Genomic DNA, 25,604 nt, shown 5'->3' on the forward strand with positions numbered 1-25,604 from the left:
ATTCGTTGGAAGCCGTGGCCCTCGATTCCGGCTCCATTGCGCAGAACCTCAAAGAAGATCGCTAGGCACCCCGCCAAGCGATCTAAACAGACACCATGCTAGCAAAGCTAAAAACAGAAGGCTGCCTCTAAAGGGCAGCCTTCTGTTCAGTATGCAAAATTAGGCTCAGGACCTCGGATGCTGCTCCGGGGCCGTCTTGCTTTGCTTACTCGCTTTCTGCAGTCTCGCTTTGCCTTACTTGCTTTCTGTACTGCTCCGGGGTAACGCCGATATGCTGTTTGAACAAGCGGCTGAAATGGGCCAGATGTTTAAATCCGACCTGGAACCCCACATCAGTCACCGATAATTGCGGTTGGATCAAAAACAAAATCCGGGCCTGATTAATCCGCCATCTGTAGACAAAATCGAATATCGTTACCCCGGTTACTTCTTTGAAAATTTTGGCGAGATACGATCTGCTCAAGTGCATGTGCCCTTGCAAGTGCTCCAAATTCAGATCTTCCGCATAATTTTGCTCCAAAAAAGAGATGATGCCCTGTACTGTCCGTTCTTTCTCCGAGGGCAGCTCCGGCCTGCTTTGCAGCGGCTGCAGGCACCGTTCATATACGAAATACAGCAGATCCGCAAATGCGAGCCGCATCCGGTTGTCACCGATCCGATCCTGCCGCTGCTGCTGCTCGTGCATAAAGAAAAGAATTCGCTCGGCCTCTTCCTTATCTTTGCCGCGCAATTGAATGCGGTGGTTCTTGAGCTCCTGAAAGGGCTGCAGCACATTAATCGTAAACGGCGGCTCAAGAAACGGACGCAGGATATCCGGTTCGAAATGAACGATGGACCTTACATATTCGACGCTTTTGTCGATTTTGGCGCAGTGCAGCGTCATGCCGTACATGATGATTAGATCGCCGGGCTCCAGGACAAAGATTTTATCGCCAATCAAATAATTGCATTTTCCTTCGTGAAAGTAGTACACCTCATAGTACGAATGCGAATGCAGTACCGGATCGATCGGACTGGTGGAACGGAATGTGTAATCAATCATGCCTTTTCGGTCGGAAGCGGTTGGCAGCATAGACGGAGTCTTCCACACGTGTTATAACTCCTCGTTCAGCAGCGTGTTCATCCGTTCAGCGTAATAATTCAGCATGGCGACGGAATCGAATTGGCCGCTGAAATCCTCCAGGCCGAGATATCCGGTATAGCCAACTGAACGGAGGTCGCTGATGAATGGCTTCCATTGTACGATTCCGGCCTGCAATCCGGCCCACTGCGATACCCATTCTACCGGAGAAGTGGCTGTGCCTTCGCCTTTTGAATCGTGTGATTGGAACCAACCGGCATTCTTGACATGGACGTGGGCAAGGTAAGGGCCCAGCAATTCCAAGCCCATTCGGTGATTCTCGTAGCCTTCGTGTACCATGTTGCCTGGATCATACAGGACGCCGACCGCTTCCGGATCCAAGCCTTCCACAAGGCGGTAGGCCGATGAGGCGCTGGGTGCAATCGTATGGTGGTGGGTTTCGATAACGCCTTTGATGCCGTACTGTTTGCAAAGCGCCGCGGCTTCGCGCAGATAGGCTCTGCTCTGCTCGAACAGCTCGTTAAAATGCCGGCTTCGGTTATAAGCGGGAATGCCCAGGCGAATCATAGAGGCGTTCATATAGCGGGCCGCCTGCAGCACGCTTTCGGTCGCCTCGAGATCGCCGGATGTTAAGTATGGTGTGACGCTTACCGTTTGGAGGCCGCTCTCGGCGGTGATTTGCTTGAAGCGTTCCAATTCCGCTTCTCCGCCAAAAGGGGAGATGGAACACAGATTGTTGCGCCAAAAGGACGGAGCTTCATTCTTGGCCTCCTCCGGCACTTCCTTGTACCGCCATTCGATGCCGTGGAAGCCGGCTGCCTTTGCGGCTTGAGCCAGCGCCTCGGGCGTCAGGTCAGGGGTGGATACCGTGAATATGGAAAGTTTCATCGTTAGGTTCAACCTCCATCCGATTATTCAATGCGCTGTGCTTGCTGTTGTGCAATCAAACAAAGTTCTGCTGCCTTGAAGGTGTGTGCTTGCGTCATCGCGCGTTCTGTCCGGTGCAAGCAATCCAGAATCAGCTCCCCGAAGAAAGGGAACCCGACCTGTCCTTCGAGCTCAATGCGCCGCTCTCCCTCACCGTTGACGAGGTACAGCTGATTGCCGCCGCCCCGGGCGATATCGGCGTATTTGCGAAGTTCGATGTAACCGTCTGTGCCCAGTAATAATGTGCGTCCGTCACCCCATGTCGAGAGTCCGGACGGTGTCAGCCAATCGACGCGGAAATAATGCGTTGCGCCATTGTCTCCCCGCAGTGTAGCGTCGCCGAAATCTTCGAGCTCAGGGTAATCTTTATTGTTATAATTCGCTACTTTGCTGTGCAGCACCTGCGCATCGGTACAGCCGGAATAATACAAAAATTGTTCGATCTGATGGCTGCCGATGTCGCAAAGAATGCCGCCGTATTGTTCTTTTTTAAAGAACCAGTCGGGCCGCGACGGCGCATTCAACCGATGTGGGCCGAGCCCGAGCACCTGTACAACCCGGCCGATCGCACCGTCCTTGATAAGCTGTCCGGCAAAAACTGCGCTCTCCACATGAAGCCGTTCACTGTAATATACAGCGTATTTTCGGCCTGTTGCGGCAACGGCGGCCCGGGCTTCTTCCAGCTGCTCCAGCGTAGTGAATGGCGCTTTGTCGGTGAAATAATCTTTGCCGTGCTTCATGACTTTGACTCCCAGCGGGCCGCGGTCGGAAGGGATAGCCGCCGCAGCGACCAGCCTGATCTCGGGATCCTGCAGGATTTCCTGTTCTGAGGAAGCTACGCCGACGCCGGGATAGGTGTCGCAGAACCGGCTTACCTTGTCCGGGTCCGGGTCATAGACCCATTTTAATGTTCCGCCGGCTTCGATTAGTCCATTGCACATGCCATAGATATGGCCGTGCTCCAATGACATCGCGGCGAAGGAAAACTCTCCCCGTTCCACGACTGGACGGGGTTTTCCTTGCGGCGCGTAGTTCATGCCGTCTTGTTTGCTCATTGTTTTTACCTCCGTTAATGGGTTCCGCTGACGTTCAGGGTTTTATAGTCATCTGCTTTTTTGGTGCTGTCTGAGCGCTCGATTTGTTCCTGCAGCTTGGAATAGAACAGTTCCTCGTTGATCGGCAGGTCTACCCAGTTGTCCGTCCAAGTGGAAAGCAGCATCGCATTGGATAACATCAGGCCTTTTATGCCTTCTTCGCCCGGAGCGAGCAGTGGCGTATCGTGCAGGATCGCGTTAACCCAGTCCTGTGTAATGCCCAGATGCTGCGCTCCGCCGCCTGCGATGGGGATATCGCATTTCCAGCATTCAGGCTGGCCGAATCCGCCTTTGTACGTCCTGTTAAATTCCGATTCGGGAACGCGGAGCCGCCAAAATGTCATTTGATCGTCCTCGATGACGATTTTGCCGCGGTCGCCGGAAATTTCGAAGCGGTTCGTGCCCGGCGCTTCATAAGTGGAGGTGACAAATAATCCGGTAGCTCCGTTCTCGTATTCCACATATGCGGTGACATCGTTCTCTACCTCGATATTGCGATGCTTGCCGAAGGAGCAGAATGCGCGGACGCGAGTGGGCATGAGTCCCGTCGTCCACTGCCATAAGTCAAGCTGGTGCGGATCCTGATTGATTAATACGCCTCCGCCTTCGCCTGCCCATGTCGCGCGCCAGCCGCCGGAGTCGTAGTAGCTCTGGGCGCGGTACCAATTCGTAATAATCCAGTTGGTTCGCCGTATTTCACCGAGCTCGCCAGATGAGATCAAGTCCTTGAGCTTTGCATACATTGGATTGGTGCGCTGATTATACATGATGCCGAATACTTTTCCGCTTGCCGCAGCGGCTTCATTCATACGCCGTACTTGGGCGGTGTATACGCCGGCCGGTTTTTCGATGAGTACGTGCAAATTGTGCTGGAGTGCAGTGATCGCTTGCTCGGGATGATCGTAATGCGGAGTACAGATCAATATGCCGTCCACCGTGCCGGATTGACACATCTCTTCGAGGCTGGAAAATCGGGCGACATTGATGCCGAGTTCGGCTTCAGCCCAATTTAATCGTTCCGGGCGCGGATCGCATACGGCTGTCAGTATGGCGCCTCTCACTTCATTGCGAATCAAATACTGAGCGTGTCCGGTCCCCATATTGCCAAGGCCGACGATCCCGATTCTAACGGTTTCCATTTGTGCACATCCTTTCGGGAATAAGAAAATCAAAGCGTTTTCATTTTTTTTATTGTAACATGGATTTGATCTGAAAAACTTTACCTCGGTTATCCGATCTGACGTACTCATTTAACTGTGGTTGTACTGAGCAATACAAACAAAAATATAAACTGTGAATATGCCGTTAAACGTAAAGGAACCGTCGGGGAGATGAATCCCTGACGGTTCCTTTAATTGCTCTTACGCTGCCAAAGGCGGCAGCAGCCGTTGCTGTTTGTTTAAGAACGCATAATGTCCTTGATCAACTGCTGTTTTCTGCGGGTGACGGGGATCGCTTTGCAATCGCCGTTTTTCTGGCCGAAATAGAGATGATCATCTTCGACGGAGCTGATTTTCCCGACATTCACGTAACAGTCCGATCTGACTTGGACAAAACCGGTCTCGGCAACTAATTTTTGCAATTGTTCGGCAGACATCCTTTTCTTTATATGATAGTTCCTGCCATGAAAGCTGACTAAGTTATGCGACCCGACTTTGAAAAAAAGAATGTCCGTTGCTACCTCAAATTCATACACACTTTTGGCTTCCAACGCTACACTCATCATTTTCAAGCTCCCCCCATAAGAGAATTAACAAATAATAATTTGTTAGCGCTTACATTATATCATACCTAGATGGGGTGTGAAAGGGTTTTCTTTTGTCGAATCATTGTTTATAAGCATATAATAGCTGCTTTGTATGCGTCTGCCTTTCGTCAAACAGGTTAATAAATCGCAAGAGTGATCCATGAAATGGTATGATAAGGTAAATTTCGATTCGTCATGCAGCAGCATGGAGGGGGCGGGGACAATTATGAGACGTTGGCAGCAAATGTACGTATATGGAATGGCGGCAGCCATTTTGTTGTTTGTGTTGGGTGAATTGATCTGGCTGCCGGACCGGTTCCGCTTCGGTCCCTCATTATATTTGATCGACCTGCTGGATAGCTTGATATACCTGCTGCTGATTCCCCCGATGTTATGGATGGTTGCTTCAATTGACGGGATTATCGCCGCGCGTAAGGAAACGGCGGCATTTATGGCTGAAGCGCGCGGCCGGGGCAAGTTTATGAAGGGTTTAAGCAAGATTTTATATGGGGATGTATTACGGCGCGGGCTGACACTTATCGTTTCAGGCGCCGCAGCTGCCATTCTGATTGTCATGGGTGCAAGCAAGGAATTGACGCTGTCGTTAACCGTCAGTTTTATCGTGATGATGGGCTGTGGATGGCTGCTTGCTATATGGGATATTTGCGCGTATGAGTGGAGGCGCAGGCCCCGTATATTACCATGGCGGGGCTTAAGCGGTTTGCTGCTTTCGTGCGCCATATTATGGGCCTTGTTTTGGCCGACCTCTAATCTGGTGACCTATCCGGGAGTAACGGTCAATATGAACCGTTATGCGGTTGTCGAAGGCGGTGTCGTCAAGGGGGAAATTCTGGGCCTGCTTGTGTTTGACCGGCCGGCGTTTCCCGCTGACTGGTTGTATGCGAAGCTGTTTCCGCACTATGTGTTCCGTCCGATTGAAAGGCTCGGTATGCCGATCGGCTCTTATGAAAGCCTGGTGAGGAACATGAAGATGGAAGCAGACGAGCTTGGAAGCGCCGTGGCGTTCCAAGCCGCGGGGATCGGCCGGGGGGCGACATCGCATGGCGCTATGGTGCTCAATGTGGAGGTTGACGGACCGGCTTACGGATATTTGCGCCCGGGTGATGTGATTATTGAGCTGAATGGCGAATCCGTAGTGTCAACCTTAGACCTCAGAGACCGGATGCGCCCTGTGCAGCCCGGTGCATATGTTCAGTTGAAGGTGCTAAGGGCAGGAGCGGAGCAATCGCTGAGGATTGAGACGGTAGAGCATCCCGATTACCCTGGCCGTTCTGCGTTCGGGATCCAGGTTATGGATGATCTGATACTTGATTTGCCGCGCAAGGTTGAGTTCCGCTCTTATTTTGCCCATGAGGGAGGACCCTCGCACGGCGCGGCGCTTGCGCTTACGCTGCTTGATCAGCTGACGCCGGGCGGCGTCACCCGAGGGAACAGGGTATTCGTTACCGGCACCATTCAAGCCGATGGTGCGGTCGGAAGAATCGGAGGGCTCCGCCAAAAAGCTTTTACAGCTGCACGCGCAGGTGCAGATGTGTTCTTTGTGCCGCGGGGACAGGAGGAGACGGCGCGGCTGGGCGCGCCTCAATTAAATATCGTTCCCGTCGGCTCGCTTAACGATATGTTGGAGTGGTTGGCTGATAATCCCAAATGAGGTTTTTTATTGAATCCATAATGAGGTATAATGGTCCTGTCAAACCGTGGGTTTAAGGAAGGAAGACGATGATGTTCAATCGTAATCGGCTGCCGGGTGAATCGCATTCATACGCGGCTGACGCCAGCGGCTTTATCAGGGGGATCTGGACAAAGCCTTTTGTTATGTTCTCATGCATTATGCTGGTCAAAATCTATCTGACCTGGTTTGTCATCTTTGAAGGCGGATGGACATGGAAGCCGCTCGTTACGGATATTTTCTCCGTATGGGTGCTGTTTTGCCTCATTGAATGGTTTGCTTCCAAGCGAAAATTAGCACTCTATATGTCGGTTAACCTTCTGGTAACGACCGTCTTTTTCGCAGCGATTATGTATTATAAATATTATGGTGTTATCGTGACCTACCATGCCTTAATGCAGGTGAATCAGGTAGCGGAAGTGAAGGACAGCGTATTCTCGCTGGTTGATCCGCAATATTTGCTGATCTTTATTGATATTATCGTGCTTAGCGTCTGGTTCTTTGCCGGAAGGATGGCGCGGGAGCGGAGAAAGCGGATCGCAAGAAAAACGCAGGGCAGATTCACTGGGGCCGCTTTTGTGTTATTAATAACTATCTGCTTTGTTAATGTATGGCCGCATCGGGCGAGCATGAATGAATTGAATCAGGCGGCCGGAATGGGGCTGCTCAATTATGAGGCTTACACAATTATCGCCGACAGACAGGATGCAGCGGTACCTCTGGAATCCATAACGCCTGAGGTGATTCGCGAGTTGAAAGGCGTCCAGCCTTCAGTTGCACCGGAGCTCTGGGGCGCGGCCCAAGGGAAGAACGTCATTATCATTCAATTGGAGGCATTTCAAGCCTTTTTGCTCGGTCTGGAGCTTGAAGGGCGTGAAGTGACGCCAAGGATGAATCAATTGCTCTCTGAAGGGCATTATTTCCCGACATTTTATCAGCAGGTTGGGCAAGGCAATACATCCGATGCGGAGTTTGTCGTGAACACCTCGTTCTATATTCCGCCGCGGGGAGCGGCATCACAGATATACGGGGATAAGGAGCTTCCGAGTATGCCTAAGCTGCTGCGGGAGCATGGATATTTTTCGGCGACGTTCCACACGAATGATGTAGCCTTCTGGAATCGTGACGAGATGTATAAGGCGATCGGATTTGACCGTTATTATGATCAGCCGTTTTTTGGCGATGAAGATATCATCTCGTTTGGTTCCTCCGATGAGGTGCTGTATGCGAAAACAGCCGGAGAGCTGCAGAGGTTAAGCGAGGAAGGGAAGCCGTTCTATGCCCATGTCATTGCGTTAACGGCCCATCATCCGTTTGAAATTCCCAGCCATAAAGTCAGGATCGGGCTTCCGGAGGATTATGAAGGCACGTTCCTGGGGGATTATATGATTGCCCAGAATTATGCGGATTACGCACTAGGCCTTTTTGTTGATGAGCTGAAAGCGAACGGGCTGTGGGAGAACAGCTTGATCGTTATATATGGCGATCATCTCGGTCTGCCGATGTATTCGCTCGATGATAAGGATGGGCAGCTCCTTCATGACATTCTTGGGCGAAAGTACGACTATTCGGACATGCTGAACATTCCATTGATCCTTTCCATTCCAGGTGTTGAGGGGCATCGTACGCTGAATCAGCCGGGGGGCCAGAGCGATATTATGCCCACTGTCGCCAACTTGCTTGGCATATCGCTAAAGGATCGCATTTATTTCGGTCAGGATCTGATAAATCAGTCCTCAAATCTGCTGCCCCAGCGATACTATCTTCCGTCCGGTTCCTTTATTAATGATAAACTTATATTCATGCCGGGCAGCGGTTACGAGGATGGGACTATCCATGCGATTGGAGATCATACCGTAACCGAATCCGACGTAACGGAAGAGCAGTATGCCCGGGCGCTTGAGCTGGCTCGTTTATCCGACAGCTACATCAGGCAGCTTCCGGAGCATAAATGACCGGTGTTCGACAGCTTTAATTGGAAAATTCAAGAAAATCGAAGATAAAATTCATATTTCCGCAACAAATCGTGAATTTGAACCGTTTAGAACATGAGATGGAGCTAAATTCCTTTTGACATCGCATGAGCTGGCGTAGCATAATAATTCCTGTTCAATTCAAATTCATACGAATCTTTGATGCATTTCAGGGCGATGACTATTAATCGGGAAATGGGCGGTTAGAACGGAACCGGCCTGTTTTCTTTTGGGAAAGAAGGAGAGCACAATGTCACTGGCAACTTCGTTGCGGTCTTTGAAAACAAAACCGTTTGTCTTTTTTTCTATTATTCTGCTTCTTAAAAGTTATCTTGCTTATCTCGTGATATTTGACAGCGGTATTTCGTTGACGCCGCTGCTTACGGAAATTCCGTTCATTTGGCTTGTATTCTGCTTGATCGAGTGGTTTGCGACTAAACGCAAGCTGACTTACTATCTGCTCGTCAATCTGCTCGTAACGGGGATATTTTTTGCCGCCATTATGTATTATAAATATTACGGCGTTATCGTCACGTATCACGCGCTTGATCAGGTCAATCAGGTAACGGCGGTCAAAAATAGCGTATTTTCTTTAATGGATCCCTACTATTTGTTTATCTTCACCGATATCATCATTCTCGGGTATATGTTATTTAGAAATAAAAAGATTGCTTCCTGGAAAAACTTTGCGGCCAAACGGGAGAAGAGAGGCGTTGTCATGGCGCTGTTCGTTCTGTCGTTGGTCCTATGCTTTGTGAATATTATGCCTAACCGGGCAAGCATGAATGAAATCAAGAAGGCCGAGGACATGGGCATTCTCAACTATGAGGCCTATACAATCTTCGCCAATGATGATCAAGAATTAACGCCGATGGAAGAGATTACACAGGATGCAATTGACCGGGAAAAGGGCATTCAGCAGCCGCTTGCGCCGAATTATTGGGGAGCAGCAAAAGGAAAAAATCTGATTATTATCCAAATGGAATCCTTCCAGGACTTTTTAATCGGGTTAAAGCTTGATGGCCAAGAGGTAACGCCAAATATGAACCGGCTGATGAAGGAAAATTTCTACTTCCCTAACTTTTACCAACAGGTGGGGCAAGGCAACACATCGGATGCGGAGTTTATTGTAAATACGTCGTTTTACATCCCGCCGCGCGGCGCGGCATCAGGCGTATATGCGGGCAAGGAGCTTCCTAGCTTGCCGAAGCTGATGAAAGAGCTTGGTTACAGTACGGCAACATACCATACGAATGTCGTGGAGTTCTGGAATCGCGGTGAAATGTATAAGGCGCTTGGCTTCGACCGGTATTTCGATCAATCTTACTTCGGAACGGATGATACCGTGTTTTTCGGTCCATCGGATGAAGTATTGTACAATAAGACGATAGACGAATTAAAGAAGATGCATGAATCAGGCCGTCCGTTTTATTCGCAAGTCATATCGATGACGGCCCATCATCCGTTCACGATTCCCGAGAGCAAGTATAAGATGAAGCTTCCGGAACGTTATGAGAATACTTTTGTCGGCGATTATATCCGCTCCCAGAATTATGCCGATTATGCGCTTGGGCTATTTATTGACGAGCTGAAGAAAAGCGGAATCTGGCAAGATAGCATGATCGTCATCTATGGCGACCATCTCGGCTTGCCGATCTATTCTCTGGATAATGATGATAAAGCGCTCATGGCAGAAATATACGGCCGTGAATATGGTTATACGGACATGATTAACATCCCGATGGCTATCATTTCCGAAGGGATGACTTATCCTGCCGTATTCGAGCAGATCGGCGGACAGGTGGATTTGCTGCCGACCATCGCCAATTTGATGGGCATGTCGCTTGACAATCATATCCACTTTGGCCAGGACCTGATTAACCAAACCTATAATGTGCTTCCGCAGCGTTACTATTTGCCTTCCGGTTCCTTTGTCAGCGGCACGTCGCTGTTCATGCCGGGAAGCGGGTACGAGGACGGAACCCAATATCCGCTTTCAGGTGACGGCGGAATGGGCAGCGGCTCTTCGGAGGATGAATACAACCGGGCGCTGAGGCTGCTCCATCTCTCGGACAGCTATGTAAGCCAACTGCCGGACCGTGAGCCAAAAACGGAAGAGTAACGTAACGTCTACTACGCTTCTCCAGAATTCTCATCATTCGGGTTTATAAATAAGCTAAGCCTTCTCCAATATGGAGAAGGCTGTTTCTATTGTTTGACTAACTTTGAGACAAACGTATACCATCTTCGATGAGCGGCTTCTCTGACTGGGATAGGCTGCTGCTTTGGCTTACATCCTCGCCGGTGATCCGCTCTTCTCTGCCGCCTGGTAGAGAGGGTATGCCTACAATAGCAGGCTGAGCCCGGTAAGTATCCTTTGAAATCCGCTCCCTGTACACCTCTTTACCGTCCTGCAGCTTGATGCGGACCGTCTCTACCTCATATCCGGGTTTCCCTTCCTGCAGCGTAACCCGACCTCCCGGCGGCACTTCCGCGCTTGGCACTTCGTTAACCGGAGGCTCGATGATCCTGACTGTTTCCGATTCGATTCGGTACTCGATCTGGTTAGGCATGGTGCCGAACAGCTTAACTGTCAGCTTGCCGTTCTTCGTTTCCGTGCGTATCAGCAGATGCTTTCCGGTTGTATTCCGAAACCGGAAGTTTAAATAACCGTCCGCGAAGGTGGCGTCGCGTCCCAATGGCACATAGGAAACGGGGAGCGAATGATTGCGCCGTTCGACGATCTCCAATCCTGCGAGCAGCACGGCATTATACAGGGTGCTGGATACTTGGCAGATGCCCCCGCCTATGCCCGGAACAAGCTCGCCGTTAAGGATGACGGGAGCTTCCCGAAATCCGTAGTGCTCCTCTGCAGTATGGATGACCTTGCGGTAATCAAATATCTCGTCCGGCGCAAGTTCCCAGTCCTGCAGCGTGCGGGCGGTAGAAGTGACGTTAAAGGCACGCCCGGAGGAGCTGGCTGTAAAATCGGTGGTGTAGGACATGATCTTGCGCTCTATGCCCTGTGCCTGCAGCCGTTCCAATGTCATAGCAGGCTGGATAATTTTCAGCGGCAGCTGGAATGTTGTCTGATCCTTGGGCGGGACTTCCAATGAAATCGTGGCGGAATTGCCTTCGAACAGCTCATTTTCCGGGCGCGGGTGTCCGCCTGTTACCGCCCAGGCCTGGATCTGCAAGAAGAGCGTCTCCACATCCAATCGGTACGCATCGATGTGCGGCTTATAGATCACCTCATCAGCGGCATTGATCTCCCGCCCGGCATTGGCCGGCTCACTGAATTCGAGCCAATTCCACTGTTCGCGGATTTTCTTCTCGAACAGCTTGCTATTCCATTGGAGCTTCAGTTCATAGGAGCGGGGAAAATAATAGCGGTACTTTGCCTTCTCGAGCAGCGTTCCCTCCCGCAGCTTCAAGATTGCAGAGCGGACCTCGCTGCGTTCGACCTGAAAACCAAGCTCCCCCAACGTCCATGTTTTCTCATCGGCGGCAGCTGCGCCTGCAGTGATGTGGATTTCCCGTTGTTCAAAGCCATCCCAGGCCTTTTCTAAATGATCCAATGCCTGATCGATAGCCAGTCCGCCGATTGCCGTTCCTCCCACAACGGTATGGCCGGGCACCTTATTCTGCGATGCGTATACATACAGAAGGCCCCAGCTTGTCGTTATAAGCAGGAGGAGCAAACATCCGGCAATCCATGCAGCATGAAGCTTTTTCAATTGTGTATCACCTCTTCCTGTTAACCCGCAGTGGCTGCTAGTTATATTTATGCGCCGACGTCCCGGAATCTGCCATTGAAATAAAGAGGTTAGCTGCGGAGCAGCCGGTCAGGAAAATGATGAGAATTATTAGAATGGTGTCGATTTGATCACTTTTAAAAGGAATTGTGGGCTTTATGTCGAATATTTATATGCTGGAACTATCTACAGGATGTGATAATGTGATTGAAATGCAAGATATATGGAAGACCTACGCTGACGGTAATCATGCGCTGCGTGGTGTTTCCGTGCGTATAGATCGTAATGAATTCGTCTATTTAGTCGGCCCTTCCGGTGCCGGTAAATCGACATTTATGAAGCTGATTTACCGTGAGGAGGTGCCGACCAAAGGGCAAATCTCGGTAAACGGTTTTAATATAGGCAAGCTTAAACAGCGCAAGATCCCGTTCGTCCGGCGAAATATCGGCGTTATCTTTCAGGATTTCCGCCTGCTGCCCAAGCTGACTGCTTACGAGAATATCGCTTTTGCTATGGAAGTGATCGAAGCTCCGCGACGCATCATTAAACGCCGCACGATGGAGGTTCTGGAGTTGGTCGGGTTGCGCGGCAAACATGCCAGTCTGCCGGCGCAGCTGTCCGGGGGCGAGCAGCAGCGGATTGCGATTGCACGCGCGATCGTCAACAACCCGGCGGTGATTGTCGCGGATGAGCCGACAGGCAATCTTGATCCTGAAACGTCATGGGGAATTATGAATCTGCTGGAAGAAATTAATTTTCGCGGGACAACGATTGTCATGGCAACCCACAACCGCGAAATTGTGAACCGTTTACGCAAGCGCGTCATTGCAATTGAGAATGGCATCATTGCACGCGATGAAGCGCGAGGGGAGTATGGTTATGAAATTTAGCACTATTCTCCGTCATCTGCGCGAGGGCGTAAAAAATGTCGTCCGCAACGGTTGGATGTCATTTGCTTCCATCAGTTCTATCGGCATCTCGCTCTTCATTCTAGGCGTATTCATGCTGTTAGCGATGAATGTTAACAATCTGGCCAGCCAGATTGAAAGCCAGGTACAGATTCGCGTCTTTCTTCAATTAAATACCGAGCAAGCCAAAATCGAACAGTTAAACAATACGATCGGCAATATGCCCGAAGTGAGCAAAGTGAAGTTCGTTTCGAAAGAAGAAGGGCTGGAGATGCTTCGCACTAACCTAGGCGAAGATGGCAACGAATTGCTCGAAGGTTACGATAATACGAACAATCCGCTCCCCGATTCGTTCACGGTGGAAGTGGTAGATCCGCAGACGATTGCCTTTGTCGCCAAAAAAATCAGCGCGATTAATGAAGCGGAAGGCGAACAACCGATCAGCAGTGTGAAATACGGACAAGGAACCGTAGAGACGCTGTTTAAAGTGACGACCGCCGTGAGGAATATCGGATTGGTTATTGTCGCAGGTTTAGCAATTACAGCGATGTTTCTCATTTCCAACACGATCAAAATCACGATTTTGGCAAGACGCAGAGAGATTGGCATCATGAAGCTCGTGGGCGCGACGAATAATTTTATCCGTTGGCCGTTCTTCATTGAAGGTGCATTGATTGGACTGTTAGGTTCGCTTGTCACGGTCGCTCTGCTGCTGTTTGGTTACTCTCAGCTGGTACAGGTATCCCAGGTGGAATTGGGCTTGATGATGATAAAATTAGTCACCGTTGAAGAGTCAGGACTGTTGGTTGCAGCGTTGTTAATCGGCATGGGAACGGCGATCGGCATTTGGGGCAGTACGATTTCCGTCCGAAAGTACTTGAAAGTGTAGGTGATTGAATTAGTGAAGAAACAAGCACTCACAATTCTAGCGGTCGTCATAGCAGCGGCGGTTCTATTTCAACCAACTGACGGTGAAGCGGCCTCAGAGGTAGACAAGATCAACAAAGAGATACAGAGAGTCCGCACCGAAATGAAAGAGGCGGCAAATAATAAGACGCAAGCCGAGCAAGACCTCAAATCCGTTGAGGAACAAAAAGAGCAGACGGCACAATCGATCAATGAAGTGATGAATCAAATCAACACGGTGGCCGTAAACATGCAAAATGTTAACGGGCGTCTTGTGGAGACCGAAGCGGAATTGCTGGCAGCGGGACAAAGCCTTGAAGATGCGGAAATGCGCATTCAAGCGCGGGACGAGCTGCTGCAATCGCGGATTCGCCTGCTTTATACAAGCGGGTTCGTCTCCTATATGGATGTACTGCTTAGCTCAACGAACTTTACCGACTTTATCGACCGTTTCGATGCGCTTCAATCGATCCTGAATCAGGATAAAGATATTCTGGATGAACACAAGAAGGATAAAGAGCTGATTATACAGAAAAAGCAGGAAGTAGAGACTAAGCTGGCCGAAGTTCGTGATCTCTACGGCCGTTTAGAAGCCTATCATACCCAATTGGTTGCAAAAGAGAAGGAAAAAGAAGTGATGATCCTCCAATATAACAAACGAATGGAGGAGCTTGAAGATATCTCAGCAGAGCAGGAAGAGCTTCTGATGGCACTAGCCAAGAAGGTGTCTGCTTTGGAAAAAGAGAAGAATAGGGTAGAAACGCATTACAAGGGCGGCAAGCTGCTGCGCCCAATCGGCGACGGTTACCGGATGAGCTCACAGTTCGGGCCGCGTACGCATCCGATAACCGGAGTGAAGGGCAAGATGCATAACGGTGTCGATTTTGCGGCACCGCAAGGGACGGCCATCTATGCTGCGGAATCGGGTGTTGTCATCGTCGCGCAAGCAACGAGCGGATATGGAAATACGGTCATCATCGATCATGGTGCAGGATTATGGACATTATACGCTCATATTAAGCCGGGCGGAATCAAGGTGGAAAGCGGCGAAAAGGTTAAACGCGGACAAAAAATTGCAGAGGTCGGAACAACGGGGAACTCGACCGGACCGCATCTTCACTTCGAAGTGCGCCAGGATGAGAAGCCTGTCAATCCACTGAACTATATTCGCTAGCCAAGTGCCTGCCTTCTTTCGTTTATCCATTTTGCAGTCTTGTGACAGCCTCATGGGGCAGACGCAAATAATTTCCAGCGGCTTGTCATATACTAGCAGGGGCAATGAAAACCGGTTAAGTTTTGAAGGTGGTGGCTAACATGCAGTTTAAAGGCCGTACAGTATTCGCGTTTGTATTATTAACGATGGTTGCGTCGGTTATTGTGACACTGACATTTGCAGACCGTGCGGTACTCAGTGAAATCGGCAGCCGGACCGGGCTTGCCTCCGCGGAGTCTCAACAGGCTTCAGAGAGCTTGAATAGGCAGGAGATGGCCAAGCTCAATGCCGTTCTTTCGTTAATTGAGACAAAGTATTATAAGGAAGTCGATCGCGACAAGGTAATGGACGGTGCGATAAGCGGGATGATCTCTGCGCTTGACGATCCTTATTCGGTCTATATGGAGGAGGAAGCCGCCGAACATTTCTCCGAGTCGATCGAAGGATCGTTTACGGGAATCGGCGCAGAAGTGACGATGGACAATGGGAACATTACCATTGTGGCGCCCATTAAGGATTCACCGGCGGAGCGCGCGGGATTGCTACCCAAAGACGTGCTTTTATCCGTAAACGGGGAATCATTGAACGGTTTGAAGCTTAATGAGGCGGTCGCCAAAATCCGTGGGCCGAAAGGGACAAAGGCGAAGCTTGAAATTCAGCGTGAAGGCGTTTCTCAACCGATACAGCTGATCATTATTCGCGATGATATCGATGTGGAAACCGTGTACGCGAAGATGCTGCCTGATCAAATCGGCAAGATTGAAATTCGCCAATTCTCGATGAATACAGGAGACCGGTTCAATGAAGAGCTGGAGCGTCTGGAAAGCCAAGGCATGAAGGGTTTAATCATCGATGTTCGCAATAACCCGGGAGGGGTGCTGCCGGTCGTCGTCTCGGTGGCGCAGCCGTTCGTTCCAAAAGGCAAACCAATCGTTCAAGTCGAGGAGCGCAACGGAAAGGTCGATAAGACGCTGTCTCAAGGGTCGAGCAAGCCTTATCCGGTTGCCGTTCTGGTGAACAAAGGCAGCGCGAGCGCTTCGGAGGTATTGGCGGGCGCGCTGAGCGAGGAAGCCGGAGCGACGATTGTGGGCGAGACGACTTTCGGCAAAGGAACCGTACAGGTGAGCTATAATAAGGCGCTGGGTGACGGGAGCCTGGTGAAAATGACGATCGCAAAATGGTTAACTCCTCATGGCAACTGGGTCAATGAAAAAGGGATTGAACCGGATATCGAGGTGCTGCCGCCGGATTATTACAGCGCTCCTCGATTAGCCAAGTCAACCACGCTTACAAAAGACATGCTCGGAGAAGAAGTGCGCAGTATGCAAATGATGTTAAGCGGCTTGGGTTATAAAGTGGACCGTAAGGATGGCTACTTTAGCAATCAGACCGAACAAGCGGTTAAAGCGTTCCAAAGTAAAGAGGGAATACCGGTGACAGGGAAAGCCGATCCAAAAACAGCAGAGCTTCTGGAACAGGAGTTAATCAATTGGGTTCGCGACGATAAAAACGACGGACAGCTGGCTGAAGCGGTTCGCGTGATTCAGGAACGTCTGGGTACACAATAAATTTGCAGCAGGATTTTCAGGCAGGTTTGTCGAATGATTAGAAGGTTGGAATCGGCCGCTGGCGGCGGCTGATGCCCGGCCTTCTTTTTTTGTGACTGATTATGAAGTTGCGTTTGAGATAACGTGTAAATCTCAGTAGGGAGTGGAAGTATTGGACATTGCAATGGAGCTTTTGCGGCAGGCTGGCACGGCCGCACTGCAGCTGCTAATCCAACCGTTTTATTATATTGCTGTATTGCTGATTGTACTGCTCTATTTCAGGCAGACGAGAATGGAACGCAAGCTGTTCCATGTCAGACTGCAGGTTTGGCCGATTTTGCTCGTACGCACGCTTGTTTCCGGATTGGCGGCAGGCATCGTGGTTTCGCTTGCTGCCGCTTTTATCGGCGTCATGATTACGCCCGAAGCGATTTATTGGATATGGGGGATGGCTGCGATCCTGGTTCTGTTCCGGGTCCGGTTCTTATGTTTTGCTTACAGTGTGGGATTGCTTGGCATATTGCAATGGCTGATAGGCTGGTTCGATCTAAGCGGAAGCGGAGAGTGGATCAAGGCCACTGCCGAATCGCTTGCGTCGCTCGATATCCCCGGCCTGCTGCTGCTTGTCGCATTGATGCATGCGGCTGAGTCGCTGCTGCTGCGCAGGCAGGGCAGTCGAATCGTGAGCCCAATGTTTCTTGAGGGGAAACGCGGCAGGCTTGTCGGCGGTTTTCAGCTGCAGGGCTACTGGCCGGTGCCGCTGCTGCTGCTTGTTCCGGCTCACACCGACAGCGCGGCCGCTGCGTTATTGCCTTGGACACCGCTGTTTGGAGGCGATATATGGGCAGCCGGGTTTACGATGATCGGTCTTCCGATGGTCATCGGTTTTAGTGAAGTGACGCGTTCTTTGCTGCCGGGCCAGCAGGTAAAGCAAACCTCTAAAGGGCTGTTGTTTTACAGTCTCTTGTTAATCCTTATTGCAGGAGCTGCTGCTTGGTGGCCGCCGCTAACGCTGACCGCCGCGTTATGTGCATTGCTGCTGCATGAGGCCATGGTATGGATCAGCTCGCGCAGGGAAGCACAGAGCAGTCCGCTTTATGTACATGATGACAGGGGCTTGCGCGTGCTTGCCGTCGTGCCGGGCACCCCGGCGGATGAACTGGGGATTATGGCCGGAGAAATTTTGTACAAGGTAAACGGGCATCGTGTACGGACGAAAGAGGAGCTGTATGAAGCTCTGCATGAGAATTCGGCATTTTGTAAGCTTGAAGTGCTCAACCACGAAGGGCAGATCAAGTTTATGCAGCGTGCAAGATTTGCCGGCGAGCATCATCAACTGGGGGTCATACTCGCGCCGGATGAACGCGCCGATTACTATGCGGCTTCCAAGCCGGCATCGTTACTTGATGTCGTACGGCGGGAACGCACGGTTTACCAGCGGGATTCTTCATCTTTTACGCAATGAAGGTAATGGTTATCGTTACGGGGTTGTTTTATTTCTTAACAAGTTGAAGGACCTGCCGTGTTTCGGACAGGTCCTTCTTTTCGCTGTGCGACTATTATACGCTGCCCGTCTTCTCGCAAGAAATGGACAGCCAGGCATCAACCGCTTCTCCAGCAGGCACCACCGGCAGCTCCTCTTTGCGGTTCAATTCGTTGGTCTTGGCCATCCATGGCTCTACACATACGAAAGGCTTTCCTTCCACCGACCACAGCACAACGTAGGTAAAATGCTCGCTGTAGGCCATCTTCACGCGGCAGCCTCCCGATAAATCAAATTTGATTTCCGGTTTGCTCGCATCAAGAAGGGCTACCGATTCAACCAACCCGTTGAGATCGATCGGACCTTGAATCTTTTTCTCAAGGTTATCGTTGTAGTCAAAGTAGGTTGTAGCATCCGTCTCATAGGTTATGGCCTTGTTGTCGGTTCGGAAGTACGGGTGGAAGCCGGCATACATCGGCATCGGCCGATCGGACAGGTTGCTGTAGTGCTGCTCCAGGCGAAGCTCGCCATCCTGCAGAATATAGGTGAACAAAAGCTCAAATTCAAAAGGATAGGCTTGCAGGGTCGCCGCGTCATTTCGTAACCGGATCGTTAACGCGGCATCATTGTCTGCCCGGGTGCTGACGACCTCCCAAGGCATTACTCTGGCTACGCCATGGTTTTTCATCGTATAGGTATGTCCGTCCCACTCGTATTGCATATCGGTTAATTGACCGCAAATCGGAAACAGAATCGGATTGCCGCCGCGTATATTGGCCGAAGGATCGAGAAAAGTGCTTTCGTCCAGATAGAACAGCGGTTGTCCGTTTAACGTTAGCTCTGTGGCGATCCCGCCCCGTTCAGGGCAAATGCGGACAAAAGAACCGCTTTTTTCGTCAACAAGCTCGTACATTGTATAGGTTTCTTGGGATATATTCACTTTATAATTCGCCATTTCGAAAAGCCCCCTTGATTGCATCTTTGGATGTGAATTTGCTTACGAATGGAGTTTATCATATTTTTATAGACTAAATAAAGCGAGCGGCCATGCCGATAATGTAGATACCGCTGAGTTGTTTCCGGGCGGATATGCTTATTCATAAGATGGGAGCGAGAAGAATGGACGTTTCAAGTGCCGCGGCCGCTTCAACAGCTATGTCTACGGCCAAGCTGCAGCAGGATGTAGGAATTGCAGTGCTCTCAAACGTGATGGATTTTGCCAAACAGCAGAACAACCAGATGATTGAGATGATGGCACAAAGCACCCATCCTCATCTAGGCAAAAACTTGGATATCAAGATTTGACCTGAACAAAGACAAAAGGGCATCCTCAACAGAGAATGCCCTTTTGTCTTTGCCTCATCAAGGCGCGAACCGGTAGTAGATAATCATAAAGGTTGCGAGCACGAAAATAAAGTTGAGCGAGACAAACACCATCTGGTCAAGCCTGGATCTGTGCATCGCTACCGGCGGTTTGTAGAAGCTGACGCCTTCAATAATAAACAGGACAAGCACAATATGGATCATGAAGTGACCGATCAGTTCGGTCATGCCGAACAACATCGTTGTCGAGATGAAAATCAGCGTCAGTACAAAGGCTAGCAAGCGGTTTAAGATGCCGACCACGAGCAGATAGCCGACGACAAACTCGATGAAACCCGTCATGACGATAAATGCTTCCGGCGGAAAGCCGAAGGTTGGCACGCCATGGTTTTCAATAATATCCTTCGCCATGGACGGGTAGACCCATTTTTCTACAGCTACCCAGCACAAGGACAGCCCTGTACCAAGATAGAGAAGTGGGAATCCAAGCTGCGATTCCTTCGTTTTCTCGAGCAGCAGCACGCCGACAATCGCCAGGTAAAATCCGTAATCGAGCATATGGAACCAGCCTGCTTTATCGATCAGCAGCACGAGCAGCACGAATAAGGCCGAGGCTCCCGCTTTCCCGGCATACCTGTGCGGGATGACCAGCAGCACGATGGCTGCCCACATGAATGCCAGCTCCGGCGTGGTTTCAATCTGGAATTCCGGTGCAAGCATCGTGCCTGTAAATACTTGGATCAGCAGTGCAGCAGCTGTACCGTATTTTAGGATAAGGGAGGAGTAAGGCCGCAGCTGATCAAGCCGGTTATCGATTCGCTTGGCAAAGGCGCGGTCTGTCAGCGCCGGCCACACCTGCGTGAGCACCGCGAGCAGCACGGCGACAGCGATGGCGAGCATCATGAAAAAGGGCGAGAGGATGGATACGATCGGTTCTTTAACCGGCTCTACCTCTGTAAACCATTTTACATGAGCATGCGCTGCAGCCGGCGTTAAAGCAAGCAAGAGGATGATGATGGGAAATAAGTAAGGTGTTTTCTTAATCATAACAAGTCCTCCCCAAAGATGATCTCTAAAAATATGTCTGTAATTAACATAACCGAATTTTAGTAGATTGACTATGATATTTCACACATCTACTTTAGATCGACATAATAGGAGCCTATCATCCTGTGCAGGCATTTTTCCAGTGCTTTGCCTGCTGCCTGCTAAATTTTTGTTTATCATGCATAATTTACCCGGTATACTTGAGAGAAATGAACGGATATGGAGGGAATAACCGTGAAGGCTTTGTCACTGCGATCCAAAATGCTGCTGTTAGTGCTGCTTGTTACCGTTATTCCGTTAACGTTTGTTGGAATCGCTAATTACCAAGCAGCGCGAACAACGATTATGGACACTCTTGTTCAAAATGCCGGGGATCGGATTGCCAACAGCGCTTATGGATTCTCATCCTGGCTGGATGCCCGACTGGCTGAGGTGCAGGTGATGAGCCGCACAGACAAGGTACGCTTTGGCACGGATGAAGAACGGTTGGACTATTTTAACCGTGAAATGCGGCGTGCAGGTCAGGCATTCGCTGCGATCGGCTTTGCCGACTCGGACGGAAAGCTCTCGCTTGGAATGAATGAGACGATCGATATCACCTCGCACCTTTCTTTCAACCGGGTGATGAATGGCGGCGTTGTCGTTACCAATCCATTTCGGAGCTCTCTCTCCGGTGAAATAATATTTTTGATTCAGGTTCCTGTCTACGGGAGCGAGGATCAAGTGATCGGATCGATCAATGCTTCGATTCTATCGGAAACCGCATTCCGCCAATTCAGCCGCATTCAGGCGGATTCGTCGGATGTGCTGCAATTAATCACCAGTGAAGGGGAGGTCATTTATCACCCCGATCCTTCTTACATCTTTCAATCGAATATTAAGGATGACAATAATCCGCTGCAATCGATCTCGGACTCGCTGTTATCCTCTTCTACAGGGGTTATTGAGCTGGGTGGAGAACGATCTGCATTGGTCTTTCATACTGCGATAGAAGGCACCCCCTGGCGGATGATCCTAGTGAAGCCTTACGATGAAATAACACAACCGCTCTCTGTATTATTATGGCGGACTGTGTTCTTTATTGTGGTAGCCGAGCTGTTGATTGCAGGCCTGATCATCTCGTTGTTCAATCGGGTGATCTCGCGGATCAGCCGGATTCTTTCCGTCACGGAGAAGGTTTCTGCCGGTGAATTCATCGCGGAGCCGATTCCGGCAGAAACTGAGGATGAAATCGACCAGCTTAACCGTTCAGTGAACGGCATGATTGAGCATTTACGGGAGCTGTTCGGCCGATTGGATGCAATCATTAACCAGAACGGGTTTGCCTTTATTGCGTTGGATGAGCATTACCGTGTCGTTTATTTCAGCAAAACCGCTGAACGGATGCTCGGTTATCAAGCGGAGGAAGTCATACACCACGCTACGCTGCTGACTTTTATCGATCCGGAAGAAATCCGGGAGGCAGCCAGCCAGCTATCCGAGCGATTGGGGCGCGTTGTACCTGCCGACCTGTCGGTGCTGATTGAACTGCGCAACGAACAGTTTTCTTATGACAAGGAGTGGACATTTATCCGCAAGGACGGTACCCGTGTACCGGTTGCATACAGCTCCAATGGACTGAGAGACCGGAATGGCAAATTTAACGGTGTTGTAGGTATAGCAAGAGATATTACAAGATTGAAGCACTCGGAGAAGGCAAGAGACAGGCTGCTGGAAATCTTGGAGGCAGCCAAGGATATGATCGCTTCCGTGGACGAGAGCGGCAAACTCATCTATTTGAACCCTGCCGGGCGCGCAATGATCGGCTTGGAGGAAGACGGCTTCAAGCCCGGCAAGGTTCAGCATCCTTTGCTGAGCGCACCGCTGCATGAGGGGATGGAGCAAGCGAGTAAACAAGGCTACTGGGAAACGGAGACATCATTTGTAAGCCGCAGCGGACAAGTCATCTATGTCTCCCAAATCATCGTCGTTCATCGCAATGTAAAAACCGGAGAAGTCTTTTATTCCGTCATTGCCCGCGACATCAGTGAGCAAAAGCGCGTGCAGCAGGAGATGGAACAGGCCAAACGGGAGGCGGAAGAAGCGAACCAGGCAAAGAGTCACTTCCTCGCCCGGATGAGCCATGAGATTCGAACACCGCTCAATGGCATTATCGGTCTAACCGGACTGATGCAGAAGACGCAATTGAACGAGCTGCAGCGTGACTATATCGGAAAGGTTGGCGCTTCATCCGAAGCGCTGCTGCATATCATTAATGATATTCTGGATTTCTCGAAGATTGAAGCCGGCAAATTGGAGCTGGAGGAAGCGGCTTTTGTACCGGATGATCTGCTGTTGAAGCTTTGCGATACGATGAGCGTTTATCTCAGCGGTAAAGAAGACATTGAGTTCATGGTGCAATCGCCAGACCGTATGCCTACTTTATTGATCGGAGACGCGTACCGGATTCATCAGGTTCTGCTTAATCTATGCGTGAATGCGGTCAAGTTTACTGAAAAAGGCATTGTTACCTTGTCGATTGAAACGGTCGACTACGCCGGTGCCGAAGTGAGTGTCCGTTTCTGTATCACTGATACCGGAATCGGGATCGCTACGGATCAGCTGGGACGGTTATTTGAGCCTTTCACGCAGGCCGATGGCACATCAAGCCGTAAATATGGCGGAACCGGGTTAGGCTTGATGATTGTAAAAAGCCTAATCGAGCAAATGGGAGGCAAACTGGAGGTAGAGAGCTCCCCGGGACAAGGAAGCCGTTTTTCCTTTACGCTCTGCTTGGCCAAATCGCCAAATTCGGAGAATCAGTCTGTTGTTCAAACCTTAGAGCTTCACGAAGGGCTGTCAGCTTGGGTCATTGAGGATCATGAAATGATGAGAAGCCATTTATGCGACCGGCTGGAATCGATGGCTGTGCAACCAACCGGCCTGGACAATTGGAAGTCTGCGATCCAATTGCTGCTGAACCCTTCAAGCGAACAGGACAATGAGCTGCCGAATTTTGCTTTGGTGGATATGGAAATGCCGGATATGTTCGGGCATCACACCTGGCTTGAATTCCATCGCGGAGCAAGGCAGAGGGACGTCATGACGATCGTGATGACAACGGCGTATGGGCGTGATGAAATGCTGAAGATGGCTGCAGAGGAGCGTCCGGATGCGATATTGCTGAAACCGATCAGCCGGGCGGGGCTGTACCGCGCATTGATTGTATTATTGGAAGGAAATCACGATAGAGCGCGGGAGGCTGCAGAGGCGTCTGCTGAAGCGGAGAGCCTTAAGCCTAAGGGGAAATTGCTGTTAGCCGAGGATAATCGTATAAATCAATTGGTGACGGTTGAAATACTGAGGCAGTATGGCTACGAGATCGAGGTTGCGGAAAATGGCCTGGAAGCGCTGCGCCGGCTTTCCGAGGAGCGTCCGGATGCGATTCTAATGGATATCCATATGCCGGAGATGGATGGTATTGAATTGACGCAGCGAATCCGTGCTCAGGAAATTTATGCCGATCTTCCGATCATCGCCCTGACGGCGAATGTCATTCAGAAGGATCACGATCATTATCTTGAGATCGGAATGAATGATGTCATTACAAAACCGATCCATGAGGAGAGGCTGGTCGCCGTCCTCCGCAAATGGGTGGACAAGGCGGGCGAAGTTCACGATCAAACCGAAGCGGCACGAAACAGCACCCTTGGATCGAAGAGCGAAGCGGCAGCCGGAGCTGTACGATTAGGATATGACCGCGGCAAAGTGTTAGAACGATTAAACGGGAAAGAAGTGATACTAGAACATGTGCTAAGCCTCTTCCTGCGGGACTATCAAAACTACCCTGCCCAGATTCGCTCGGCGTTAGAAGCGGGGGATGTTGGAACCGCCGTCAGGCTGGCGCACACACTGAAAGGTGTAGCAGGCAATTTATGTGCCGATGAGTTGGCAGAAGCAAGTGAAAAGCTTGAACATACCTTGAAAAATAATTCTTCAGACGGAGGCAGCTTAGCGGCTTCACTGAAGCATATTGAGTCCTTCATCGCTTATGTTATTAGCCAGATTCGGGAGCAGGATGGTTCAAATCACGGCAGCTCCTAACATTTTTCTAACAATTGTATTGTTGCTTCTATTCCAAATATAGTATATTAATAGAAGATTCATAATTCGACACGATCTTCACTCCTTTCAAAAAGGGGGGACAGTTAATGTACAAAGTATTGGTGATAGAAGATGATACCATCATGGGCGATATGTTGTCCATGTACTTGTCAGAAGAGGGTTATTCGGTGAAGCAAGCCGCGAACGGGGAGGATGGTTTAGCGATCCTATCTGAATTCGAGCCCCATATTGTGCTGCTCGATTTAATGCTTCCGGATTGGGACGGGATGGAGTTATGTGTCGAGATTAGGCGGAGTTCGAACGTGCCCATTATGATTGTCTCCATGAAGACAGAGGTATCGGAGCGGGTTCATGCCCTCAAAGCGGGCGCGGATGATTATCTGTGCAAGCCGTTTAGTATGCATGAGCTAACAGCCCGTGTCTATGCTTTGATCCGTCGGGCGCAGACGATGGGAGCGCAGCGGGAAACCGTCCAGGTTGAAGAAACCGTCCCGGCAGCCGGCGAACTGAATCAAAGCCGAGTGAAGCTTGATATAGACAGGCGATCGCTGCAGGTAGGCGGTCAGAGCATCGAGACGACCTTCTCCGAATTCGAAATCATGCGGCTTTTTTTGGCACATCCGGGAAAAGTGTACAGCAGGGAAGATCTGATCAATGCCATTCGAGGATTTGATTCGTTTGTGACAGACCGGGCAATAGATGTGCATATCGTGAATTTGAGGAAGAAGATTGAGGCGAATCCGCGGGAACCGAAATATATTCGGACGGTCTGGGGTGTAGGATACAAATATATGGTGTCGGACTAA

The 25,604-nt window shown here is 50.3% G+C and carries 19 protein-coding genes; 11 read left to right on the forward strand and 8 right to left on the reverse strand.

Annotated features, from left to right (window positions below; genetic code table 11):
* Positions 1–205 precede the first annotated feature (205 nt).
* The 5 genes from IEW11_RS12205 to IEW11_RS12225 all read right to left on the reverse strand — a co-directional run bounded on the left by IEW11_RS12205 (position 206) and on the right by IEW11_RS12225 (position 4,828).
* Complete coding sequence (locus IEW11_RS12205) at positions 206–1,090, reverse strand: AraC family transcriptional regulator (protein WP_229725209.1); 885 nt, start codon at positions 1,088–1,090, stop codon at positions 206–208.
* A 3-nt stretch (positions 1,091–1,093) separates the two neighbouring features.
* Positions 1,094–1,969 carry a sugar phosphate isomerase/epimerase family protein gene (locus tag IEW11_RS12210; RefSeq protein WP_188531337.1) on the reverse strand — a complete coding sequence of 292 codons (876 nt, stop codon included), beginning with the start codon at positions 1,967–1,969 and terminating at the stop codon, positions 1,094–1,096.
* A gap of 23 nt (positions 1,970–1,992) precedes the next feature.
* Positions 1,993–3,063 (reverse strand): Gfo/Idh/MocA family protein, encoded by a 1,071-nt coding sequence (locus tag IEW11_RS12215; protein ID WP_188531338.1) that lies wholly within the window; start codon positions 3,061–3,063, stop codon positions 1,993–1,995.
* 14 nt (positions 3,064–3,077) lie between these two features.
* Positions 3,078–4,241: a Gfo/Idh/MocA family protein gene (locus IEW11_RS12220; RefSeq protein WP_188531339.1), complete on the reverse strand. Its 1,164-nt coding sequence runs from the start codon at positions 4,239–4,241 to the stop codon at positions 3,078–3,080.
* A gap of 260 nt (positions 4,242–4,501) precedes the next feature.
* The gene (locus IEW11_RS12225) at positions 4,502–4,828 is read right to left on the reverse strand and encodes a LytTR family transcriptional regulator DNA-binding domain-containing protein (protein ID WP_229725211.1); all 327 of its coding nucleotides are present in this window, start codon (positions 4,826–4,828) and stop codon (positions 4,502–4,504) included.
* Between the two features lie 247 nt (positions 4,829–5,075).
* Between IEW11_RS12225 and IEW11_RS12230 the strand changes: the two genes are divergently transcribed.
* The 3 genes from IEW11_RS12230 (at position 5,076) to IEW11_RS12240 (ending at position 10,634) form a co-directional block, all read left to right on the forward strand.
* A complete protein-coding gene (locus IEW11_RS12230; RefSeq protein ID WP_188531340.1) occupies positions 5,076–6,521 on the forward strand; it encodes a PDZ domain-containing protein in 1,446 nt (481 codons plus the stop codon).
* A gap of 68 nt (positions 6,522–6,589) precedes the next feature.
* The gene (locus IEW11_RS12235) at positions 6,590–8,494 is read left to right on the forward strand and encodes an LTA synthase family protein (protein ID WP_373289322.1); all 1,905 of its coding nucleotides are present in this window, start codon (positions 6,590–6,592) and stop codon (positions 8,492–8,494) included.
* Positions 8,495–8,762: 268 nt separating this feature from the next.
* Entirely contained in the window at positions 8,763–10,634 is a 1,872-nt protein-coding gene (locus IEW11_RS12240; protein WP_188531341.1) for an LTA synthase family protein, read from the forward strand.
* 97 nt (positions 10,635–10,731) lie between these two features.
* Here IEW11_RS12240 and IEW11_RS12245 read toward each other — a convergent pair whose 3' ends face one another.
* Entirely contained in the window at positions 10,732–12,249 is a 1,518-nt protein-coding gene (locus IEW11_RS12245; RefSeq protein ID WP_188531342.1) for a VanW family protein, read from the reverse strand.
* Positions 12,250–12,470: 221 nt separating this feature from the next.
* Here IEW11_RS12245 and ftsE point away from each other — a divergent pair, with 221 nt between their 5' ends.
* The 5 genes from ftsE to IEW11_RS12270 all read left to right on the forward strand — a co-directional run bounded on the left by ftsE (position 12,471) and on the right by IEW11_RS12270 (position 18,306).
* The gene (gene ftsE / locus IEW11_RS12250) at positions 12,471–13,157 is read left to right on the forward strand and encodes a cell division ATP-binding protein FtsE (RefSeq protein WP_308422728.1); all 687 of its coding nucleotides are present in this window, start codon (positions 12,471–12,473) and stop codon (positions 13,155–13,157) included.
* Positions 13,147–14,064: a permease-like cell division protein FtsX gene (gene ftsX / locus IEW11_RS12255; protein WP_188531343.1), complete on the forward strand. Its 918-nt coding sequence runs from the start codon at positions 13,147–13,149 to the stop codon at positions 14,062–14,064. Before ftsE ends, ftsX begins: the two co-directional genes overlap by 11 nt.
* A 12-nt stretch (positions 14,065–14,076) precedes the next feature.
* Positions 14,077–15,255 (forward strand): murein hydrolase activator EnvC family protein, encoded by a 1,179-nt coding sequence (locus tag IEW11_RS12260; RefSeq protein WP_188531344.1) that lies wholly within the window; start codon positions 14,077–14,079, stop codon positions 15,253–15,255.
* A 140-nt stretch (positions 15,256–15,395) separates the two neighbouring features.
* Positions 15,396–16,862 (forward strand): S41 family peptidase, encoded by a 1,467-nt coding sequence (locus tag IEW11_RS12265; RefSeq protein ID WP_188531345.1) that lies wholly within the window; start codon positions 15,396–15,398, stop codon positions 16,860–16,862.
* Positions 16,863–17,013: 151 nt separating this feature from the next.
* Positions 17,014–18,306, forward strand: a complete 1,293-nt coding sequence (locus IEW11_RS12270) for a PDZ domain-containing protein (protein WP_188531346.1) — start codon at positions 17,014–17,016, stop codon at positions 18,304–18,306.
* 94 nt (positions 18,307–18,400) lie between these two features.
* On the opposite strand, the gene IEW11_RS12275 is transcribed toward IEW11_RS12270, so the two are convergent.
* Positions 18,401–19,279, reverse strand: a complete 879-nt coding sequence (locus IEW11_RS12275) for an aldose epimerase family protein (RefSeq protein ID WP_188531347.1) — start codon at positions 19,277–19,279, stop codon at positions 18,401–18,403.
* 164 nt (positions 19,280–19,443) lie between these two features.
* Here IEW11_RS12275 and IEW11_RS12280 point away from each other — a divergent pair, with 164 nt between their 5' ends.
* Positions 19,444–19,629 (forward strand): YjfB family protein, encoded by a 186-nt coding sequence (locus tag IEW11_RS12280; RefSeq protein WP_188531348.1) that lies wholly within the window; start codon positions 19,444–19,446, stop codon positions 19,627–19,629.
* 57 nt (positions 19,630–19,686) lie between these two features.
* Here the strand turns inward: IEW11_RS12280 and IEW11_RS12285 are convergent, their stop codons facing one another.
* The gene (locus IEW11_RS12285; protein WP_188531349.1) at positions 19,687–20,694 is read right to left on the reverse strand and encodes a DoxX family membrane protein; all 1,008 of its coding nucleotides are present in this window, start codon (positions 20,692–20,694) and stop codon (positions 19,687–19,689) included.
* 234 nt (positions 20,695–20,928) lie between these two features.
* Here IEW11_RS12285 and IEW11_RS12290 point away from each other — a divergent pair, with 234 nt between their 5' ends.
* The gene (locus tag IEW11_RS12290; RefSeq protein ID WP_188531350.1) at positions 20,929–24,777 is read left to right on the forward strand and encodes a response regulator; all 3,849 of its coding nucleotides are present in this window, start codon (positions 20,929–20,931) and stop codon (positions 24,775–24,777) included.
* Positions 24,778–24,884: 107 nt separating this feature from the next.
* Positions 24,885–25,604, forward strand: a complete 720-nt coding sequence (locus IEW11_RS12295) for a response regulator transcription factor (protein ID WP_188531351.1) — start codon at positions 24,885–24,887, stop codon at positions 25,602–25,604.

Origin of the sequence: Paenibacillus abyssi (assembly GCF_014640295.1) — a bacterium.
In the GTDB taxonomy this organism is placed as follows: domain Bacteria; phylum Bacillota; class Bacilli; order Paenibacillales; family Paenibacillaceae; genus Paenibacillus_D; species Paenibacillus_D abyssi.

Excerpts from the sequence above, each read along its gene's own strand:
- IEW11_RS12210 (WP_188531337.1), bottom strand. The coding sequence starts at position 1,969 with ATGAAACTTTCCATATTCACGGTATCCACCCCTGACCTGACGCCCGAG.
- IEW11_RS12215 (WP_188531338.1), bottom strand. The coding sequence starts at position 3,063 with ATGAGCAAACAAGACGGCATGAACTACGCGCCGCAAGGAAAACCCCGT.
- IEW11_RS12220 (WP_188531339.1), bottom strand. The coding sequence starts at position 4,241 with ATGGAAACCGTTAGAATCGGGATCGTCGGCCTTGGCAATATGGGGACC.
- IEW11_RS12225 (WP_229725211.1), bottom strand. The coding sequence starts at position 4,828 with ATGATGAGTGTAGCGTTGGAAGCCAAAAGTGTGTATGAATTTGAGGTA.
- IEW11_RS12230 (WP_188531340.1), top strand. The coding sequence starts at position 5,076 with ATGAGACGTTGGCAGCAAATGTACGTATATGGAATGGCGGCAGCCATT.
- IEW11_RS12235 (WP_373289322.1), top strand. The coding sequence starts at position 6,590 with ATGATGTTCAATCGTAATCGGCTGCCGGGTGAATCGCATTCATACGCG.
- IEW11_RS12240 (WP_188531341.1), top strand. The coding sequence starts at position 8,763 with ATGTCACTGGCAACTTCGTTGCGGTCTTTGAAAACAAAACCGTTTGTC.
- ftsX (WP_188531343.1), top strand. The coding sequence starts at position 13,147 with ATGAAATTTAGCACTATTCTCCGTCATCTGCGCGAGGGCGTAAAAAAT.
- IEW11_RS12265 (WP_188531345.1), top strand. The coding sequence starts at position 15,396 with ATGCAGTTTAAAGGCCGTACAGTATTCGCGTTTGTATTATTAACGATG.
- IEW11_RS12275 (WP_188531347.1), bottom strand. The coding sequence starts at position 19,279 with ATGGCGAATTATAAAGTGAATATATCCCAAGAAACCTATACAATGTAC.
- IEW11_RS12280 (WP_188531348.1), top strand. The coding sequence starts at position 19,444 with ATGGACGTTTCAAGTGCCGCGGCCGCTTCAACAGCTATGTCTACGGCC.
- IEW11_RS12285 (WP_188531349.1), bottom strand. The coding sequence starts at position 20,694 with ATGATTAAGAAAACACCTTACTTATTTCCCATCATCATCCTCTTGCTT.
- IEW11_RS12295 (WP_188531351.1), top strand. The coding sequence starts at position 24,885 with ATGTACAAAGTATTGGTGATAGAAGATGATACCATCATGGGCGATATG.